At 68.8% G+C, this 19,421-nt stretch carries 21 protein-coding genes; 13 read left to right on the forward strand and 8 right to left on the reverse strand.

The features are described from left to right. Window positions 1-26 precede the first annotated feature (26 nt). From E2E30_RS18380 to E2E30_RS18410, 7 genes are all read left to right on the forward strand, one after another. Window positions 27-704 (forward strand): winged helix-turn-helix transcriptional regulator, encoded by a 678-nt coding sequence (locus tag E2E30_RS18380; RefSeq protein WP_240698983.1) that lies wholly within the window; start codon window positions 27-29, stop codon window positions 702-704. A 70-nt stretch (window positions 705-774) separates the two neighbouring features. After that, window positions 775-1,797, forward strand: coding sequence for a cobaltochelatase subunit CobS (cobS, locus tag E2E30_RS18385; protein WP_133191799.1), 1,023 nt, complete (start codon window positions 775-777; stop codon window positions 1,795-1,797). Further along, entirely contained in the window at window positions 1,797-2,351 is a 555-nt protein-coding gene (locus E2E30_RS18390; protein WP_133191800.1) for a hypothetical protein, read from the forward strand. The genes cobS and E2E30_RS18390 overlap by 1 nt, the downstream gene beginning before the upstream one ends. 28 nt (window positions 2,352-2,379) lie before the next feature. Beyond that, on the forward strand, window positions 2,380-2,796 hold the full coding sequence (mce, locus tag E2E30_RS18395; RefSeq protein WP_133192191.1) for a methylmalonyl-CoA epimerase: 417 nt from the start codon (window positions 2,380-2,382) through the stop codon (window positions 2,794-2,796). A gap of 32 nt (window positions 2,797-2,828) precedes the next feature. Next, complete coding sequence (locus tag E2E30_RS18400) at window positions 2,829-3,077, forward strand: hypothetical protein (protein ID WP_133191801.1); 249 nt, start codon at window positions 2,829-2,831, stop codon at window positions 3,075-3,077. After that, on the forward strand, window positions 3,074-3,355 hold the full coding sequence (locus tag E2E30_RS18405; RefSeq protein ID WP_165954564.1) for a type II toxin-antitoxin system RelE/ParE family toxin: 282 nt from the start codon (window positions 3,074-3,076) through the stop codon (window positions 3,353-3,355). The genes E2E30_RS18400 and E2E30_RS18405 overlap by 4 nt, the downstream gene beginning before the upstream one ends. Continuing rightward, window positions 3,352-4,131 (forward strand): enoyl-CoA hydratase-related protein, encoded by a 780-nt coding sequence (locus tag E2E30_RS18410; RefSeq protein ID WP_133191803.1) that lies wholly within the window; start codon window positions 3,352-3,354, stop codon window positions 4,129-4,131. The genes E2E30_RS18405 and E2E30_RS18410 overlap by 4 nt, the downstream gene beginning before the upstream one ends. A 383-nt stretch (window positions 4,132-4,514) precedes the next feature. Here the strand turns inward: E2E30_RS18410 and E2E30_RS20950 are convergent, their stop codons facing one another. Next, entirely contained in the window at window positions 4,515-5,405 is an 891-nt protein-coding gene (locus E2E30_RS20950; protein ID WP_133191804.1) for a hypothetical protein, read from the reverse strand. 69 nt (window positions 5,406-5,474) lie between these two features. After that, window positions 5,475-6,716 (reverse strand): S8 family serine peptidase, encoded by a 1,242-nt coding sequence (locus E2E30_RS18420; RefSeq protein WP_133191805.1) that lies wholly within the window; start codon window positions 6,714-6,716, stop codon window positions 5,475-5,477. 87 nt (window positions 6,717-6,803) lie between these two features. On the opposite strand from E2E30_RS18420, the gene E2E30_RS18425 reads away from it, so the two are divergent. The 3 genes from E2E30_RS18425 (at window position 6,804) to E2E30_RS18435 (ending at window position 9,317) form a co-directional block, all read left to right on the forward strand. Continuing rightward, window positions 6,804-7,289: an RNA polymerase sigma factor gene (locus tag E2E30_RS18425; protein ID WP_133191806.1), complete on the forward strand. Its 486-nt coding sequence runs from the start codon at window positions 6,804-6,806 to the stop codon at window positions 7,287-7,289. Further along, complete coding sequence (locus E2E30_RS18430; RefSeq protein WP_240698984.1) at window positions 7,286-7,960, forward strand: anti-sigma factor family protein; 675 nt, start codon at window positions 7,286-7,288, stop codon at window positions 7,958-7,960. The genes E2E30_RS18425 and E2E30_RS18430 overlap by 4 nt, the downstream gene beginning before the upstream one ends. Window positions 7,961-8,102: 142 nt before the next feature. Next, window positions 8,103-9,317: an outer membrane beta-barrel protein gene (locus tag E2E30_RS18435; RefSeq protein WP_240698985.1), complete on the forward strand. Its 1,215-nt coding sequence runs from the start codon at window positions 8,103-8,105 to the stop codon at window positions 9,315-9,317. Window positions 9,318-9,363: 46 nt separating this feature from the next. Here E2E30_RS18435 and E2E30_RS18440 read toward each other — a convergent pair whose 3' ends face one another. The 6 genes from E2E30_RS18440 to E2E30_RS18465 all read right to left on the reverse strand — a co-directional run bounded on the left by E2E30_RS18440 (window position 9,364) and on the right by E2E30_RS18465 (window position 17,298). Next, window positions 9,364-10,041 (reverse strand): response regulator, encoded by a 678-nt coding sequence (locus E2E30_RS18440; RefSeq protein ID WP_133191807.1) that lies wholly within the window; start codon window positions 10,039-10,041, stop codon window positions 9,364-9,366. A 37-nt stretch (window positions 10,042-10,078) separates the two neighbouring features. After that, a complete protein-coding gene (locus E2E30_RS18445; protein ID WP_133191808.1) occupies window positions 10,079-12,718 on the reverse strand; it encodes a sensor histidine kinase in 2,640 nt (879 codons plus the stop codon). Window positions 12,719-12,851: 133 nt separating this feature from the next. Beyond that, window positions 12,852-13,451, reverse strand: a complete 600-nt coding sequence (gene kdpC, locus E2E30_RS18450) for a potassium-transporting ATPase subunit KdpC (RefSeq protein ID WP_133191809.1) — start codon at window positions 13,449-13,451, stop codon at window positions 12,852-12,854. 10 nt (window positions 13,452-13,461) lie between these two features. Next, the gene (gene kdpB, locus E2E30_RS18455) at window positions 13,462-15,489 is read right to left on the reverse strand and encodes a potassium-transporting ATPase subunit KdpB (protein ID WP_133191810.1); all 2,028 of its coding nucleotides are present in this window, start codon (window positions 15,487-15,489) and stop codon (window positions 13,462-13,464) included. A gap of 14 nt (window positions 15,490-15,503) precedes the next feature. Beyond that, window positions 15,504-17,195 (reverse strand): potassium-transporting ATPase subunit KdpA, encoded by a 1,692-nt coding sequence (gene kdpA / locus E2E30_RS18460; protein WP_133191811.1) that lies wholly within the window; start codon window positions 17,193-17,195, stop codon window positions 15,504-15,506. Between the two features lie 13 nt (window positions 17,196-17,208). Further along, on the reverse strand, window positions 17,209-17,298 hold the full coding sequence (locus E2E30_RS18465; RefSeq protein WP_081476845.1) for a potassium-transporting ATPase subunit F: 90 nt from the start codon (window positions 17,296-17,298) through the stop codon (window positions 17,209-17,211). A gap of 220 nt (window positions 17,299-17,518) precedes the next feature. Between E2E30_RS18465 and E2E30_RS18470 the strand changes: the two genes are divergently transcribed. From E2E30_RS18470 to E2E30_RS18480, 3 genes are read left to right on the forward strand one after another with little or no spacing between them, the layout of a single operon-like run. Then, window positions 17,519-17,722, forward strand: coding sequence for a hypothetical protein (locus E2E30_RS18470; RefSeq protein ID WP_133191812.1), 204 nt, complete (start codon window positions 17,519-17,521; stop codon window positions 17,720-17,722). A 43-nt stretch (window positions 17,723-17,765) separates the two neighbouring features. Continuing rightward, complete coding sequence (locus E2E30_RS18475) at window positions 17,766-18,176, forward strand: hypothetical protein (RefSeq protein ID WP_133191813.1); 411 nt, start codon at window positions 17,766-17,768, stop codon at window positions 18,174-18,176. Then, window positions 18,173-19,318, forward strand: a complete 1,146-nt coding sequence (locus E2E30_RS18480) for a glutathionylspermidine synthase family protein (RefSeq protein ID WP_133191814.1) — start codon at window positions 18,173-18,175, stop codon at window positions 19,316-19,318. Before E2E30_RS18475 ends, E2E30_RS18480 begins: the two co-directional genes overlap by 4 nt. Window positions 19,319-19,421: the final 103 nt, after the last annotated feature.

The following is a 19,421-nucleotide window of genomic DNA, read 5'->3' on the forward strand; positions in this document are numbered from 1 at the left end:
AAATTGCAACCATGAAGTTAGCAAACGTGACTGAAGCACCCAGTGGGACGAGCAAGCGCTGGTATGGCGATGCGTGCGGCACCGCGCTCGCGCTCGAATTCGTCGGCGAGCGCTGGTCGCTGCTGGTGATCCGCGAGTTGCTACTCGGCCCGCGGCGCTTCGGCGAGATCCGCAGCGGATTGCCGGGGCTGAGCGCGAACGTGCTGACGCAGCGGCTGCAGGGGCTCGAGGCGGCGGGCGTGCTGACGCGCGAGACGCTGCCGCCGCCGGCCAATGTGCAGGTCTACGCCTTGACGCCGTGGGGCTATGAGGCCGAGCCGATCGTCATGGCGCTCGGCCGCTGGGCGCTGCGCTCGCCCGCGCACGACCCGTCGCTGCCGTTCTCGCGCGTCGCGCTGATGCTCGCGCTGCGGATGATGTTCGATCCCGCAAAAGCAGAGGGCTTTGCCGCGCGGATCGGATTTTCGCTGGGGAGCGAGCGCTATGTGGCGGCGATCGGCGATGGCGGTCTGACGCTCGCCCGCGACGGGACCGCGCAAGCGGACGCGGTGCTGGCGGGCGAGCCCAACGCGTTCTTGCCGGCGCTGTTCGGTACGACGCCGCTCGCCGCGGTGGTCGCGGGCGGGCGGCTTTCGGTCAGCGGCGATGTGGCGCGTGCGGCGCATTTCTGCACGCTGTTTGCGCTGCCCCCCAAGATTGCGTGAAACTCGCGTCTCGACTTGGCGCGATCCGACCGGCTAGGGAGGGGCGACCTTCTTGCAGAGCATTTTCAGCATGACCACGATTCCGAACACCCAGCCCGACAGCCGCGAGACGACGATCCTCGACGCGCCCGACCAGATGAAGAAAGTCCGCGACCTGTTCGGGATCGATTCGGACATGGAAGTCCCGGCCTTCTCGCTCGCCGACGAGCGCGTGCCCGATCTCGACCCGGCCTATGTCTTCGACAAGGACACGACGCTCGCGATCTGCGCGGGCTTCGCGTTCAACCGCCGCGTGATGGTGCAGGGCTATCACGGCACCGGCAAGTCGACGCATATCGAGCAGATCGCTGCGCGCCTCAACTGGCCGTGCATCCGCATCAACCTCGACGCACATATCAGCCGCATCGATCTCGTCGGCCGCGATGCGATCGTCTTGAAGGACGGCCAGCAGGTCACCGAATTCAAGGAGGGTCTGCTGCCGTGGGCGCTGCAGACGCCGACCGCGCTCGTGTTCGACGAATATGACGCGGGCCGCCCCGACGTGATGTTCGTGATCCAGCGCGTGCTCGAGACCGAGGGCAAGCTGACGCTGCTCGACCAGAACCGCGTGATCCGCCCGAACCCGTTCTTCCGCATGTTCGCGACCGCCAACACGGTTGGCCTCGGCGATACGTCGGGCCTGTATCATGGCACGCAGCAGATCAACCAGGGCCAGATGGACCGCTGGAACATCGTCGTCACGCTCAACTATCTGCCCGCCGCCGTCGAGGCGCAGATCGTGCTCGCCAAGTCGGGCGAGTATGACCAGCCCGAGGGCAAACGCCAAGTCGACAACATGGTGCGCGTGGCCGACCTCACGCGCCGTGGTTTCATGAACGGCGACATCTCGACCGTGATGAGCCCGCGGACCGTCATCACCTGGGCGCAGAACACGCTGATCTTCGGCGATGTCGGCTTCGCGTTCCGGCTGTCGTTCCTCAACAAGTGCGACGAGACCGAGCGCAGCCTGGTCGCGGAATATTACCAGCGCGTGTTCGGCAAGGATCTGCCCGAGAGCGTCGTCGGTGCGCCCACCAAGGCCGGCGCAAAGTGATGTTGGCGCTGCTCCTGCTCCAGGCGGCAGCGCCCGCCGCTCCGGCCACGCCAGCACCCTGGGCGGTGCAGACGCGTCCAAGCGGCAAGACGATCGCGACCTCGAGCTCGGCCTGGTCGACCGACAACAGCGCGCGGCTGGTGGTGCGCTGCGACACGACGGGCGAGAAGATCGTCTCGCTCCAGTTCATCCCCAAGGCCGGCTTTGCCGCCGCGCTGCCGCGGCCGGTGTCGATCAATGTCGATGACGGCGGCTGGCTCGGCACCAACTGGCAGTTCCCGGGGAGCGGCGCGTTCATCAGCGACGATGTCGTCGTCACCAATCTCGCAGCGATGATCGCGGGGGGCAAGTCGATCCGCGTGCGGGTGATCGATCCCGACAACAAGCCGGTCGATGCGGTGTTTGTCGGACCGGGGCCAGCACCGATCCGGCAAGTGCTTTCGGCGTGCGGCTATGAATTCGGCAAGGCGCCGGCGCGCGTCTTGGCGCCCGCGCCGCGCGTGCCCGCCGATCCGGCGACGGCCAAGAAAGCCCCTGCTCCCGAAGACGAATAAGGCCGTTACGATGACCGATTCCGCCGCCATCACGCTTGGGCGCCTCAACCATGTCGGCGTCGCGACGCCCTCGATCGAGCGCTCGATCGCGCTGTACCGCGACTTGCTTGGCGCGACGCAGATCGGGGAGCCGTTCGACCTGCCCGCGCAAGGCGTGAAGGTCTGCTTCATCGACACGCCCAACACGCAGATCGAGTTGATCGAGCCGTATGACGAAACCTCGCCGATCGCGGGGTTCCTGCGCAAGAACCCGGCGGGCGGGCAGCATCACGTCTGTTTCGAGGTGCCCGACATCCAGGTCGCGGTCGCCGATTTGAAGGCCAAGGGTGCGACCGTGCTCGGGACCCCGCGGATCGGCGCGCATGGCACGCCGATCGTTTTCGTCCATCCCAAGGACATGGGCGGGCTGCTGGTCGAGCTGATGGAGACGCCGGCGCACGGCTAGCGTGGCGCTGGGTTTCGGCGTATGTTCGGACTGTGAACGACCCTAATCCCAAGCTCCAGCCGGTCGATGATGCCATCGGTCCGCTCGACGAGCATGGCCAGCAGATCTGGTCGCCCGAGGCTCAGGCAATGGTCGCCCGCGTGCACGCTGATCCAGACTATTGGGCAGGGATCGAAGACGCGGAGGCCGACATCGCCGCCGGGCGCGTCTACACCACCGATGAAGTCTGGGAGCATCTGGCGGAGACCAAGCGGCGTTGGCGGGCCGAACGCGGCCTGTGAAGGTACGGTGGTCGGCGCGTGCCACTGCCGATGTGCAGCGGCTCTGGCTCTTTGCCGCTGACCGCGACATCGGCCTGGCCGAGCGACTGGAAGATGAGCTTCGCCAACGCGCGGAGCTGCTGGCGGCTTTTCCGAACATGGGGCGTCGTATCAGCGACAACGGGCACCGTGAGATATCGCTGGTGAACCTGCAATGCATCCTCAGATATCGTCTTGCGGATGACGTGATTCTTATCATCCGCGTCCACCACGCCCGCGAAAACAGGGAAACACCATGACCACGATGATCCAGTCCGAACGGCGCGGCGACGTGCTTGTCCTCACGCTCGACCGGCCCGAGCGGCTGAACGCTGCGCCGCCCGCGATGTTCGTCGAATTGCGCGCGGCGCTGGCGTCGCTCGACGGCGCGCGGGCGGTGCTGATCGCCGGGGCGGGGCGCGCTTTCTGCTCGGGGGCCGATGTCGGCGGCGGGGCGCTCGGTAGTGAGGATCCGGGCAATGCGACGTTCGCGGCGCTGACGGAGAGCTACAATCCGACGATGGCGGCGATCGCCGATCTGGCGGTGCCCGTCGTCAGCGCGGTGCGCGGGCCGGCGGCGGGGATCGGCTGCAGCCTGGCGCTCGCCGCCGATTTCTGCGTGGCGAGCGAGACGGCGTATTTCCTCCAGGCGTTCGTCAATATCGGGCTGGTGCCCGATGGCGGCGCGAGCTGGATGCTGCCGCGCCTGATCGGCAAGGCGCGGGCGAGCGAGATGATGCTGCTCGGCGAGAAGGTGCCCGCGGCCAAGGCGCTCGACTGGGGGATGATCCACAGCGTCGTCGCCGACGACGCGCTCGATGCGACGGCGTTCGCGCTGGCCGAGCGGCTCGCGGCGGGGCCGACGGTCGCGATCGGGCTGATGCGCCGCCAGATCCGCAGCGCGTATGAAGGCGATTATGCCGCGGCGATGCTGCAGGAGGCGGAGAACCAGCGCACCGCGCGGGGATCGGCCGATTCGATGGAGGGCGGGATCGCCTTCCTGCAAAAGCGCAAAGCCGCCTTCAAGGGCGCCTGAGCCGCGGCGATCAGCGCAGCGTGACGCCGTAGAGCGCGTGGGGGGTCAGGACCCGCCTCGCATCGCGGGCTTGCCCGGCCACCGCTGCCTCGACGTCGGCAAACGGGGGCGAACACGATCGGATCGGGGGCAGGCGCCTGTGCGGTCACTGGCGCGGCGACCGACAGCAGCGACGTCATGCGCGACCAGATCGCCGGATCGTGTGATCCTCGCGCGCGATGATGATCCCGACGCCCGAGGCTGAAGCGCTCGGCCTGATCGCCGATGGCGAGCCGATCGCGTGCTGCGGATGATCGCGGGACGCGGTACGGAAAAGGCGCGCCCGGCTGGTGAAAGCCGGACGCTCCTCGCCGTGATCGATGCCGTGATCGATGCCGCGCGCGTTACTGCGCGGCGTTCTTGATGTCGCTCTTGCCCATCGCCGAGACGAGCACGTCGCCCGACCCCGAGAAATTGGCCGCAGGAAGCGTGGCGACGCGATTGCCGACGCGGACCAGCACATCGCTCAGCGCGCCGTTCGCGCTTGCGCGGACCGACTGGACCGTGCCGATCGCGCGCCCTGCAGTGTCGCGGATCGCCATGCCGGGCGCGACCGGGAAGGCTCCGGCGCTCGCCGCACCCGATCCTGCCAGCGCGAGGCTGCCGCTCGCGTTGGCGGGATTGCCCATCGTCGATGCCGCGCCCGAGGCCATGCCGTTGGCCGAAGCCCCGACCGCAGTGACCGCGCCGGTCGCGCGCGAGGTTGCGGTGCCCGCAGCGCTCCGACCGCGATCGGCGATGCTGCGCGTCGCGCCGACCGCACGATCCGCGCCCGAGCGGACCGCGCCGGTCGCCTGGCCCGCGGTGCTGCGGACCGCGTCGGTGCCGACCAGTTGCGCGTCGACGCTGCCGCCGAGCGAAGCACTCCCGCTTCCGCTACCGGTGAGCGAGCGGTCGCCGATGCGGTTGGTCGAATCGAGCGCTGACGCGCTGCTCGTGGTGTTCGAGGCGTTCACCGTGCCCTTGCGCGTATCGACCGTCTTGCTCGTGCGCGTCGAATGCGTGCTGCGCGTGACGCTGTCGCTGCTGAGCGGTCCGCGCTCGAGCGTGCTGCCGAGCATGCCGTTGGTCGAGCCGCTCAGCCCGCCCAATCCGCCGCCCAATCCGCCCCCCAGCGAACCACCGAGCGCGCCGCCGAGGCCACCGCCGCCACCGCCGCCGAGAAGCTGCGCCGAAGCGGGCGACGCCGCGATCGCGAGGGCAAGCGTTGCGGTACCAAACAGGGTCTTGATCATGATGAGTCTCCGTTGCTGCTGCAGGGAGAACGGGACCCGCTTGCGATTTAATCCCGCGCTGGGCGAAAATTATTTCGCGGGTGGCGTGCGACACGTCCCGCAGACCAGCCCGCGGCCATATTTGGCATCGGGCCCGCGCGCGCCGAGATCGACTGCACCGGCATCGACCTGCGCGAGCGCGGCGGGCATCGCAGTGGGATCGAGCGCCGGGTACACGCGCGCGATCGTCGCGGCGACCAGCGGCGCGGCGAACGAGGTGCCGCGCACCGTCATGCTGCGGCCGCCGGTCGCGGCGGCGCGCAAATCGGCGCCGGGCGCGGCATAATCGAGATGCCGCGCACGCCCCGCCTCGATCAGCACGCGGTTGCGCGCGTCGACGCCGGTCACCGCGATCACGCCGGGATAGGAGGCGGGGTAGCTCGGCGGTGCGGCCGGGCCGTCATTGCCGACCGCGGCGACGATCATCAGCCCGCGCGCTTGCGCCGCCGCGACGACGCGGCCGAGCAGCGGGTTGTCCGGGCCGACCAAGCTGATCGTCACGACGGCGACGCGCTGCGCGACCATCCAGCCGAGTGCCTTGGCGATCGCGGTCGCGTTGCCGCCGGCGGGATCGGCGCCATAGACGTCGGCCGAGGCGATCCGCGCGCCGGGCAAGGCACCGCGCACGCTGCCCGATCCGGCGATCCCCGATCCGGCGATCAACGATGCGACCGCGGTGGCATGGTCGTTCGCGCGCGGGGCGCCGGTCGCAAATCCGCTCGACAGCGCCGCCCCCGCGACGCCACCGTCGATCACCCCGACCAGCGGCCCCGCACCGCGCGCGGCCGCCGCGGCAGCGACAGGCGCGATGCCGCTCGCGAAATGCAGCTGGTCCGCGCTGACCTCGGCATCGCCGAGCTGGCGCAGATCGCCGATCGCCGCTTTCAGCGAGCGGTTGGCCGGGACAGCCAGGCGCGCGAAGCCGACGCCGAGAATGTCGCCGCGTTCGAGCAGCCGATAGCCCTTGGCTTGCGCGGCGGCGAGCCAGGCGTCGCTCGGCGCATCGACGACGATCTCTCCGGCGCGTGCCGCGAACCCGTCGGGATCGCGCGCGATCTCGCGCGGATGCTGGCGCACCAGCCGGTCGATCGTCGCGCGGCGGACGTCGTCGAGTCGGTCGATCGCGGCGGCGGGCAGGCGCAGCGCGCTGTCGGCGAGCCCCTCGATGCGCGGTAATGCGCCGACCACCGGCACTTGCGGCAGCAATTGCGCCTGTGCCGCAGCGAGGCCGAGCGGCAGGATCGCGGCGAGCAGGACGAGTCGTTTGGGCAAGGCGGATCCCCGTATTGGCCTTTTGGCCTGTGCGTGGATTAAACGGGCGACGCCATCCGTTTCATCCGCTCGAGAAGGAAAACACCTTTGGCCGCGTTCGAGGACGATCTGCTGGAACTGCTGCCGCGCTTGCGGCGGTTCGCCCGCGCGCTCGCCCGCGACGCGGCGGATGCCGACGATCTGTGCCAGGTGACGGTCGAGAAGGCGTTGCTGGCGCGGGCGCAGTGGCAGGCGGGCACGAGGATGGATAGCTGGATGTACCGGATCATGCGCAATAGCTGGATCGACACGACGCGCGCGAGAAGCCGCGCGGCGCAGACCTTTGTCGCCGAAGCGGCCGGGCTCGGCGTCGGCAGCGACGGCGGGGGCGAGGCGCGCGTCGCGCTCGGCGAAATCGACCGCGCGATGCAGGTCCTGCCCGACGAACAGCGCGAGGCGGTCGCGCTCGTGCTGGTCGAGGGGCTCGCATATAAGGAGGCGGCAGCCGTGCTCGACATTCCGATGGGAACACTGACCTCGCGGCTGGTGCGCGGGCGCCAGGCGCTGATGGCGCACTTGGGAGAAGCGGCGTGACGGTCGATCCCGAACTTCTGATGGCCTATGCCGATGGGGAGCTCGACCCGCTCAGCGCCAAGCGCGTCGAGCGCGCGATCGCGCAGGATCCGGCGCTCGCCGCGCAAGTCGAGCGCCACCGCGAACTCCGCGCGCGGATTGCGGGCCGGTTTGCGCCGGTCGCCGCGGAAGAAGTGCCCGATCGGCTCGCGGCGCTGATCGGTGCGGCGCCGGTTGCGCTGCCGGTGCGGCGCCCGATCGCGACGCGCTGGCGCGAGGCGATTGCGATGGCGGCGTGCCTGGTGATCGGCGTTTCGGTCGGGCTCGGCTGGGATCGCGGCCCGGTCACGACCCAGGGCGGTCGGCTGTATGCAGCGGGACCGCTCGCGACCGCCCTCGACACGCAATTGGCGTCGGCTGCGGGCGCGGTGCGCGTTCCGGTCAGCTTCAAGGACCAGGCAGGCCGCTATTGCCGCGTCTTCAGCGCGACCGCGATCGACGGCATCGCCTGCCATGACGCGACAGGCTGGGCGCTGCGCCAGACGCGCAACGGCGCGACCGGCGCGACGACCGAGTACCGCCAGGCCGGATCGAGCGACGCGGCGCTGATGGCGGATGCGCAAGCGCTGATGGCAGGCGATCCGCTCGACGCGACCGCCGAGCGCACCGCGCGGGCCGGGGGGTGGCGGTGATGCGTCAGGCGCTGGTGAGTGCGCTCACGCGGTAGCGCGAAGGTATACGCGTTCTTTATGGAAAGCGGCTGACTTCCCTCGGGAATCTTTACGGCGGGATCGATACCGCGCTGGGCATCGACCCCGGCAAAGGATTCCACACGTGCGTTTTTGTATACTAGCGACGCGGGCTCGCGGCGCGCTCACCCCGCGCCGTCTCGCGCTGGTCGGCGGTGGCGCGCTGCTTTTCGCGTCGTCTGCCGCCTTCGCCGATCCGGCGGCGTCGCCCGGCTTCTCCGGGCCGCTCGCCCCTAATCCGCATCCGATCGCGGTGAATGCCGGACCCTTTGGCGAGGTGACGGTCACCGGCCAAGTCAGCGGTCTCGCGATCGCGCAAAGCCATGTGACGAACGCGGCCGGCACCGTGACGTCGGATACGGCGGCCGACATTTCGAACGCGCAGGTCGAGATCCAGACCACCACCGGTCCGCTCCAGCTCTATGTACAGGCCGGCGCCTATTCGCTGCCCGCGCTCGGCACGTCGTACCTTCGGTCGGGCAAGGCGCAGGACCTGCTCTTCGGTCCCGTTCCCGTGGCCTATGCCAAGGCCGTGCTCAGCAAGGATCTGTCGATCACCGCGGGCCTGCTGCCGACCATGATCGGTGCGGAATCGACCTTCACCTTCCAGAACATGAACGTCGAGCGCGGACTTCTCTGGAACCAGGAACCCTCGATCAGCCGCGGTGCGCAGGTCAATTACGCGCATGGCAAGCTGAGCGCGGCGGTCTCGCTCAACGACGGCTATTATTCGGGCAAGTTCAACTGGGTCTCGGGGACTGTGGCCTATGCGTTCGACGGCTCGAACACGCTTACGCTGATCGGCGCGGGCAGCGTCTCGCGGTCGCGGCACGCGTCTTATGCAACGCCGCTGGCGCAAAACAACGGCAGCATTTTCAATATCATCTACACCTACAGCAAGGGGCCGCTCACCCTTACCCCCTATCTCCAATACAACCGGGTCGAGCGCGACGACGCTTTGGGTCTCAACCGCTCGGCAGCGACGTTCGGGGGCGCCCTGCTCGCCAAATATACGCTTGCCAAGGGCTTCTCGCTGGCCGCGCGCGGCGAGTATCTGAAGTCTTCGGGAAAGGATTGCGGGCTGGCGAGTGCCTGTGTGCCGACCAACCTGCTTTACGGTCCGCACAGCGATGCCTGGTCGGCGACCTTCACGCCGACCTATCAGAAGGGGATCTTCTTCGCGCGGGGCGAAGTCTCCTATACCCGGATCGGCAAGCTCGAACCCGGTTTGGGCTTCGGGGCCGATGCCAATCGGCGCGATCAAGTTCGCGGCTTGCTCGAAACCGGCTTTCTGTTCTGACGCTCGGGCGCGGGGCGGCCAGCTCCAGGCTGCCGCCCCGCGCACTTTACGCAATCAAGCGATAGCCGATCCCCGGCTCGTTCAGGAGGAAGCTGGGTGCTGCGGGATCGGCTTCGAGTTTTAGCCTGAGCGCGCGGATCGCGACCCTGAGATAGGCGACATCCTCGACATGTCCGTCGCCCCACACGCGACGCAGCAGATGCGTGTGCGTCAGAAGCTTGCCGGCATGGCGCGCGAGTTCGGCAAGCAGCGCAAACTCCTTGCGCGTCAGTTTGACCGGCGCGCCGTCGCGCCAGACCTGGTGCGCGGCAAGGTCGATCTCGACTGGCCCCGCACGGAGACGGTTCTGACCGACCGCGGACACAGTGTGCCGGCGCAGCGCGACGCGGACGCGGGCGAGCAGTTCGTCGGTGTCGAACGGCTTTACCACATAGTCGTCGGCACCCAGATCGAGCGCCGCGACCTTCTCGGTGATCGCGTCGCGCGCGGTGAGGACGATGACGGTACGCTCGAGCGCCTTGAGATGGGGGATGAGTTCGATTCCGTCGCGATCGGGAAGCCCCAGGTCGAGCAGGACGAGCTCGCAGCCCGGGCGCCGCGCACAGGTGAGCGCCTCGGCGGCGTTGGCGGCCTCTTCCGCGCTTAGCCCGCCGCGCTCGATAGCGCCGCGCACCAGTCGGCGGATCGCCGCTTCGTCGTCGACGATCAAAATCTGGCCGGTCATGGGAGCCGCACCGCGATCACCTGTCGTCTCATGGGCCTCATTCCGATGTCGTGCGCCGGATCAGGGCATTCGGCCAGGTGACGACGAACGCCGAACCCTCGTCGTCGCGGTTGGCGGCGCTGACGCGCAATCCCATCGCCTGCGCAAAGCCCTGGACGATCGCGAGGCCGAGCCCCGTGCCGCCGGTCCGATCATTGCCGTCGACGCGGGTGAAGCGGTCGAACAGATGCGCTTCGCTGCCGACCGGCAGGCCGGGCCCCTGATCGAGCACGCCGAGCGTCAGCCCGTCGGGCGTGCGGCGGCCCTCGATCACGATGTCGGTATCGGCGGGGGCGAACTTGGCGGCGTTGCCGAGCAGGTTGATCAGCACGTGATGCAGCATCCGCGGGTCGGCCTCGACGAGCGGCAGCGTCGGCGGCACGTCGAGCACCAGCCGGTGCCGCGCCAGCTCGGCGCGCAAATCGCGCGCGGCGGCGGCGACGGCGTCGGTCAGGTCGGTCGCCTCGCGCTTGACGACGAGCGCGCCCGCTTCGATCCGCGTCATCTCGACCAGATCGTCGAACACGCGCCGCAACCGCCGCGCCTCGCTCTTGAGCGTGGCGGTGGCGGGGGAGGTGCCGTGCGCGACCGCGAGTTCGTCGGCGGCGGCGACGACCGCGGTGAGCGGCGTCTTGAGATCGTGCCCGATCGACGACAGCAAAGTCGCGCGCAGATCGTCGCGTTGCTTGAGCGCATTGACCTCGCGTGCCTGCGCCTCGAGCTGGAGCCGCTCATGCGCCAGCGCGGCCTGACCGACCAAGGTCGAGAACAGCACGCGCTTGTCCGCCGGGATCGGGTCGCCGCCTTCGCGTGCGACGCCGAGCACGCCGAGCACGCCCAAAGCGGTCTTGAGCGGATGGAACTGCCACTCGCTCGCGGTGAGCGTGCCGCTGTCGCGCCCGGTGACCTCGCCGCGGTCGAACGCCCATTCGGCGGCGGCGGTATCGATCGGGCTCAGCTCGACCATCGACGGCGCGGCGGCGATCGCGACATGGCGGCCGTCGCGATTGGCGAGCAGGATCGTCGAGACGCCGAGCAACGCGGCGATCTCCTCGCACGTCGCGGTCGCGGTGCCGTTCTCGTCGGAGACGCCGGCAAGGCGCTGGCCGAACGCGGCGAGCGCGGCATTCTCGGTCGCGGTGCGCGCGCCGACATTGGCCTCGCGCCGCACCTGTCCCGCCAGCTGGCTCGCCACCACCGCGACGATGACGAACACCGTCAGCGTGACGACATTGTGCGGGTCGGTGATCGTCAGCGTGTAGAGCGGCGGCAGGAAGAAGAAATTGTACGCCAGCGCCGCGCCGACGCTCGCCATCAGCGACGAGCGCAGGCCGTAGAGCGTCGCGGTGGCGATCACCGGGAGCAGATAGAGCAAGTCGATCGCATCGGCCCCGACTACCGGCAGCAGCAACTGCGACAGCGCGGTACTCGCGGCGACGAAGGCGAGGCCGATCGCGCTGCCGCGCGCCAGGATCGGACGCGTCGTCGGCGTCTCGCGCCGCGTCTCGCTGGCTTCCGCGACGGGGACGACGTGGATCGCCACGCCGTCGAGCGCGCGCACCAGCCGGTCGACCACCGAGCCGTGGCGCAGCTCGAACCACCACGAGCGGCGCGACTTGCCGATCACCACCGCGGTCGCGCGTGCCTCGCGGATATGCGCGCACAGCCCTTCGAGTACGTTGCCCGCTGGGACCGTCGCGATCGTCGCGCCGAGCCCGGTGGCGAGGTCGAGCGCCGCGGCCATCCGCGCGCGCGCAGGCGCCGAGAGCGTGGCGGAGCGCGGCGTCTCGACCACCACCGCGGTCCAGCTCGCATGCAGCGCATCGGCGAGCCGCTTGGCCGAGCGGATCAGCACGTCGCTCCCCGGCTGGTCGCCGACCGCGACGACGAGCCGCTCGCCGCCCGCCCAGGTGCCGCTCTCGCCGAGACTCGCGACATGGTCGAGCAAGTGGCGATCGACGGTCTGCGCGGCGCGGCGCAGCGCGAGTTCGCGCAACGCCGACAGGTTCGACTTGGAAAAGAAATGGCCGAGCGCGCGCGTCGCCTCGGCCGGGATATAGACCTTGCCCTCCTTCAGCCGCGCGATCAGCTCGTCGGGGGGGACGTCGACGACTTCGATCTCGGCATCGTCGAGCACCGCATCGGGCACTGTCTCGCGCACGCGGACGCGGGTGAAGCCGGCGACGACATCGTTGAGGCTCTCGACATGCTGGATGTTGAGCGTGCTGAGCACGTCGATGCCGGCCTCGCGCAGCTCCTCGATGTCCTGCCAGCGTTTCGGGTGGCGGCTGCCCGGCGCATTGGTGTGCGCGAATTCGTCGATCAGCGCGACCGTGGGGTGCCGCGCGAGCATCGCGTCGAGGTCGAATTCCTCGAGCGTGTGCGCGCCGTGCTCGATCTTCGCGCGCGGCAGGATTTCGAACGGGGCGGTGAGCCGGTCGGTGTCGGCGCGGCCGTGCGTCTCGATCACGCCGGCGACGACGTCGGTGCCGCTGCGCAGCAGTTCGGCGCCCTCGCGCAGCATCTCGAAGGTCTTGCCGACACCGGGTGCTGCGCCGAGGAAGATCTTGAGGCGGCCACGTCCCTCGCGGCGGGCGGCTTTCAGCAGCGCGTCGGGGGAGGGGCGGGTGTCGGTCATCGCGCGGCCCCTTCCGGCACCCCGGACGTGTTCCGGGGCCCACCGTGCCGCGCGCGCAGCAGCGGCAGCATGCGCGGCACGGTGGACCCCGGGACGAGCCCGGGGTGACGGTAGAAGGGGAGGCGCGTCAGGGTCATTGACCCGGCGTGGTAGCGGAAAGGGTAGCGAGCTGTCGATTGAGCAGCAGGACATTGACGTGAGGCTCGCCGATGATGCCGAGCACCGGCGTGTCGGTCTGCGCTTCGATCAGCGACTTGACCTTGGCGACAGCGAGGCCGCGTGCCTTGGCGACACGTGGGGCTTGCAGCAACGCCGCCTCGGGGCTCAGATCGGGATCGAGCCCCGACGCGCTCGTGGTGACCAGGTCGGCGGGGAGATCCCCGGTCATCCCTTCCGCGCGCGCGCTCGAAACGCGCTTGGCGATGGCATCGCGCAGGTCCTTCGAACCCGGCGCGAGGTTGGTCGCGGCCGACGAACTCGCATCGTAGCCATCCTTGCCGGCGGCAGAGGGACGCGGATGGAAATAGGTCGGACCCGTGAAATTCTGCGCGATCAGCGCGGAGCCGATCGGCTCGCCCTTGGCGTTGCTCAGTACACTGCCATTGGCCTGCACCGGCAGCGCGACTTGCGCGACGCCGGTGATCGCGGCGGGGTAGAGCAGGCCGAGGACGAGCGTCATCAGCAGCAGCAGGACGGCGGCGGGGCGCAGCGCGCGAAGCGTTTCGGTCGACATCTGGAGATCCTCAAGCAAGGTGCAAAGCGGCGACGACGAGGTCGATCGCCTTGATGCCGATGAACGGGGCGATCAGCCCGCCGACGCCGTAAATGGCGAGGTTGCGCGCGAGCAGCGTGCCGGCCGGAGCAGGGCGGTACTTCACGCCCTTGAGCGCGAGCGGCACCAAGGCCGGGATGATGAGCGCGTTAAAGATGATCGCCGACAGGATCGCGCTCTCGGGGCTCGCGAGCCGCATCACGTTCAGCCCGCCCAAGCCCGGATAGAGCGCGACGAAGATCGCCGGCAGGATCGCGAAATATTTGGCGACGTCGTTCGAGATCGAGAAGGTGGTCAGCGCGCCGCGCGTCATCAGCAGCTGCTTGCCGAGCCCGACGATCTCGATCAGCTTGGTCGGATCGCTGTCGAGATCGACCATGTTGCCCGCTTCGCGAGCGGCCTGCGTGCCGGTGTTCATCGCGACACCCACGTCCGACTGCGCGAGCGCCGGCGCGTCGTTGGTGCCGTCGCCGCACATCGCGACGAGCTTGCCGCCTTCCTGCTCCTTGCGGATCAGCGCGAGCTTGTCCTCGGGCGTCGCCTCGGCGAGGAAATCGTCGACCCCGCTTTCGGCGGCGATGCTCGCGGCGGTGAGCGGGTTGTCGCCGGTGATCATCACCGTGCGGATCCCCATCCGGCGCAGCTCGCCGAAACGCTCGCGGATGCCCGCCTTGACGATGTCCTTGAGCTGCACGACGCCGAGCAGGCGATTGCCATCGGCAACCGCAAGCGGGGTGGCACCGCCGCGCGCGATCTCGTCGGAGATTTTCCGAAGCGCCTCGCCATTGGGCGCATCGGGGAGCCGCTTGAGGATCGCATCGACCGCGCCCTTGACGAGCGCGCGGTCACCGATCTGGAGACCCGAGACGCGCGTCTGCGAGGTGAACTTGATCTCCTCGGCACCCGCCGGCATCGCGACGGCGGCGCCGCCGTCCTGGTTGGCGAGCACGACGATCGAGCGACCTTCGGGCGTTTCGTCCGACAGGCTGGCGAGGCGGGCGGCGGCGGTGAGTTCGGCGACCGTGACGCCGGGGACGGGGAGGAAGGCGGTCGCCTGGCGATCGCCGATCGTGATCGTACCGGTCTTGTCGAGCAGCAGCGTGTCGATGTCGCCCGCGGCTTCCACCGCGCGGCCCGACTTGGCGAGCACGTTGAAGCGGACGAGGCGGTCCATGCCTGCGATGCCGATCGCCGAAAGCAAGGCCGAGATCGTCGTCGGGATCAGCGTGACGAACAAGGCAACGAGCACCGGAATGGCGAGCATCCCGCCCGCATAGGAGGCGAACGCCGGCAGCGTGCCGACCGCGATCAGGAAGATCAGCGTGAGCCCCGCGAGCAGGATCGTCAGCGCGATCTCGTTCGGCGTCTTCTGGCGCTGCGCCCCCTCGACGAGAGCGATCATGCGATCGAGAAAGCCCTGGCCAGCGCCTGCGGTCACGCGAACCGTGATCGCATCGGCAATCACGCGCGTCCCCGCGGTGACGGCGGAGCGGTCGCCGCCGCCCTCGCGGATCACTGGCGCGCTCTCGCCGGTAATCGCGGCTTCGTTGACCGAGGCCACGCCGGCGATGACTTCGCCGTCGGCGGGGACGAGGTCGCCCGTTTCGACGAGCACTTCGTCGCCGACTTGCAGGCTGGTCGCATCGACCATCTCCCAGGCGCCCGCGACGCCGATCAGCTTCTTGGCGCGGAGTTCGGCCTTGGTGGCGCGCAGCGACGCGGCCTGCGCCTTGCCGCGCCCCTCGGCGAGCGCCTCGGCGACATTGCCGAACAGCACAGTCAGCCACAGCCAGAAGACCAACTGGCCTTCGAACAGCGGGTGGCCGGTGCCGGTGACGAGCCCCTTAACGAGGAGGATCGTTGACAGGCCGGCGACGATTGCCGTCACGAACATCACCGGGGTCTTGATCAGCTTGCGCGGATCAAGCTTGAGGACGGCATCCCGGGCCGCTGCGGCAAGCAGCGGGCCGGTGAAGAGCGAAGCGTTCTGGTTTGCCATGGGGCTATGACCTTTTAGAGCAAGGTGCCGGCGGCGACTTGTGCCTGGTCCGCGATCGGACCGAGCGCGAGCGCGGGCAGGAAGGTGAGGCCACCGACGATCACGATGATCGCCGCGAGCAGGCCGATCCACAGCAGCCCGGTGGTCGGGAACGACCCCGCGCCCTCGGGCACGCGCCGCTTGGCGGCGAGGCCACCGGCGATCGCGAGGACGGGCAGGATCACCCCGAAACGGCCGACGAACATGTCGAGCGCGAGCAGCAGGTTGTAGAACGGCGTGTTGCCGCTGAGGCCACCGAACGCCGAGCCGTTATTGGCCGCGCCCGAAGTGAAGGCGTAGAGGATCTCGCTGAACCCGTGCGCGCCCTTGGCGGCGGGCCCCGCAAGCCCCGCACCGGTGACGCACGCCACCGCGGTCAGCCCGAGGATGGCGAGCGGCGGGACGGCGATGGCGATCACCGCGAGCTTCATCTCGCGCGATTCGATCTTCTTGCCGACATATTCGGGCGTGCGGCCGACCATAAGTCCGGCGATGAACACCGCGAGGATGCAGTAGATCAGCACCGCATAAAGCCCCGAGCCGACGCCGCCGATGACGAGCTCGCCGAGTTGCATGTTGAACAGCGGAACAAGCCCGCCGATCGCGGTGAAGCTGTCGTGCATGCCGATCACGGCGCCGCACGAGCTGGCGGTGGTGACGACCGCGAACAGCGCGGTGGCCGCAATCCCGAAGCGAACTTCTTTGCCCTCCATATTCCCGCCGGCGACGCCGAGCGCGTGATGGATCGGGTTGCCCGCGGCTTCCGCGCCGTACGCGACCGCGACACCGGCGACGAACAGCAGCAGCATCGCGGCGAGGATCGCCCAGCCCTGGCGGACATTGCCGACCGCCTTGCCGAAGGTGAGCGTCAGCCCCGCGCCGAGCACGAAGATCGACAGCATCTGCAGGAAGTTGCTGAGCGCGGTCGGGTTCTCGAACGGATGCGCCGAGTTGGCGTTGAAGAAGCCGCCGCCATTGGTGCCGAGCATCTTGATCGCGAGCTGCGAGGCGACCGGGCCGACCGCGATGGTCTGCTTGGCGCCTTCGAGCGTCGTCGCGACGACCGACGGCCCGAAGGTCTGCGGCACGCCCAGCACGACATAGATCAGCGCGAGGACGATCGAGATCGGCAGCAGCAGGTAGAGCGTCGCGCGCGTCACATCGACCCAGAAATTGCCGATGCCGCTCGCCTGCTTGCGCGCGAAGCCGCGAATGAAGGCGAAGGCGACGGCGATGCCGACCGCGGCCGACAGGAAGTTCTGCACCGTCAGCCCCGCCATCTGGCTGAGGTTCGACAGCGCGGATTCACCACCGTAATTCTGCCAGTTGGTGTTGGTGACGAAGCTGACCGCGGTGTTGAACGCGAGCAACGTCTCCATGCCGGTGAAGCCCTGCGGGTTCATCGGCAGTACGCCCTGCAGCTTGAGGATCGCGAACAGCAACGCGATCCCGCCGAGGTTGAACATCATCAGCGAGGCGGCATAGCCGACCCAGCTCTGCTCGGCCTTGGGGTCGATCCCGGCGAGCTTGTAGAAGCCGCGTTCGACAAAGCCCAACGGCAGCGTCTCGCGCGCATACAGGGCGTGCATCCAGGCGCCGGCCGGTTTGGCCAGCGCGACGATCAGCACAACGAAGAGGAGGATCATGCTCCAGCCGGCAAGCGTCATGGTGCCGCGCTCCTCAATACCGCTCGGGCTGTGCGAGCACAGCGAGCAGGTAGATAAGGACTAAGACGGCGACGATGCCGCCGAGGATAAGGTCGAAGGACATGGAGAGCCCGCCTGTTATGGTTTTCAGGCGGTCGCTGTGCGGCGGATCGGCGTTAGCGCGCGCGGTGGAAGACGATCGATTCGCATAAAGACACCGTAAAGTGGCGCGGCGCGCGTGCCGTGATGCGCGCGTGTCGGCGCGGGCGTGTTGCGGATTGACCGCGAACGGCGAATGCGCGCACCTATCGCCGGGGCGACGAACCCGTCGCTTGGAGGGGATCATGAAGACGCTGGCTTTGGTGGCGGTTACCGCACTTGGGATAGGGATGCCTGCAGCGATCGGCGCCCGGCACACGCACCACCGGGTATCGCCCCCGGCGAAAACGGTATCCGAAGGCGCCCGCGGCGGAATCTTCATCGGGGCGTTCGGCGGAACAACCAATCGCCCCGGGCACCACCGGATGTTCTGGGCGCCGCAACACTGACGCGTCCGCACGCGCACCGGGTTCGACTGGGACGGGGATCGAGATGAAGACCGAGTTGAGGATCACGACGGCGATTGCCGCGGCGTTGCTTGCAGGTGCGTGCAGCCAGCAGAACGACGACGATTGGGGCGAGACCGCGCAACGCGCCACCGCGATCTGTACCGACCGCAACGGGCAGCGTGTCCCCGACGCGAACTGCCAGCAGCAGCGTGTCGCAGGCGGCGGGGGCGGTGGGGCCGCAAACGCCTTCCTGTGGTACTATCTCGCGCGCAGCAGCGTGATCCCGTATTACGGTGATCGCGTCGGGGGCGGGTCGTTTCAACGCAGCGCGAACACGCCCTATTTCCGTGCACCCGCGGCAGCGGCGATGACGCGCGCCGCGGCGATTTCGCGCGGCGGCTTCGGCGCGTCGGCCAGGGGCTTTGGTGGCGGCCATGGCGGCGCGGGCGAATGATCCGGCGCGACATCGCCGCGCGGCCAGACTGGCGCGCAAAGGTCGAGGCGGACGGGCTGATCTGGCACACCGCGGCCGGCGATCCGTACTGGTTCGAAAGCGCTTATTACGCCTTCACCGGCGCGCAGATCGCCGAGCTCGAGGCGAGCACCGCCGAGCTCTACCGCTTGCTGCTGCTCGCCGGCCAGGCGATCGTCGACGACCAGGCGTTGCTCGACCGCTTCGGCATCCCGCGCGCCTTCCACCAGCCGATCCGCGATGCGTGGAATGCCGAACCCCCGGCGCTCAACTATGGCCGTTTCGACCTTGGCTATGACGGCAAGAGCCCGCCCAAGCTGTTCGAGTTCAACTGCGACACGCCGACGTCGCTGCTCGAGGTGGCCGTCGTGCAATGGAGCTGGAAGGAGGAATGCTTCCCGCAGCTCGACCAGTTCACCAGCCTGCACGACATGCTCGTCGCGAAATGGGCCGACATCGCGCCGCTGCTGCCGCCGGGCGTGCTGTTCGCCCATGTCGCCGACAGCGCCGGCGAAGATACGATCACGACGTCGTATCTGCGCGATACCGCCGAGGCGGCCGGGATCGAGACCGGCGCGATCGTGATCGACGACCTCGGCTGGGACAGCGACCGCGCCTGCTTCGTCGATCTGGACGACCAGCCGATCGCCGCGCTGTTCAAGCTGTATCCGTGGGAATGGCTGGTGAACGAAGCGTTCGCGCCGCATCTGGTCACAAGCCTTGCCGACGGGGTGGTCTGGATCGAGCCGATCTGGAAGATGCTCTGGTCGAACAAGGCGATTCTCACGGTGCTGTGGGACCTGTTCCCCGATCACCCGAACCTGCTCGCGGCGACGATGACGGCGCCGAGCGGCGATGCCGTCGCCAAGCCGCTGCTCGCGCGCGAAGGGGCGAACGTGTCGATCCGCAGGGCCGGCACCGTCGTCGCGCAAACCGACGGCGATTATGGCGACGAAGGATACGTCTATCAGGCGCTATACCCCTTGCCCGAGACGGCGCCCGGTGTGTTTCCGGTCATCGGCAGTTGGGTTGTCGACGGCACACCGGCGGGAATCGGGATTCGCGAGGATGGCCTCATCACCGGCAACACGGCGCGCTTCGTGCCACACGTGATCGAAGGCTGACAGCCCGGCCGGCGCCGCCGCGCATGGCGCCGACATAGACGACGCCTTGCAAATCATGCCGCGGCACCGGGATGACGAACGGGTCCGAGCCGGTCGCGAGGAT

Source organism: Sphingomonas sp. AAP5, from assembly GCF_004354345.1.
GTDB lineage: Bacteria > Pseudomonadota > Alphaproteobacteria > Sphingomonadales > Sphingomonadaceae > Sphingomonas > Sphingomonas glacialis.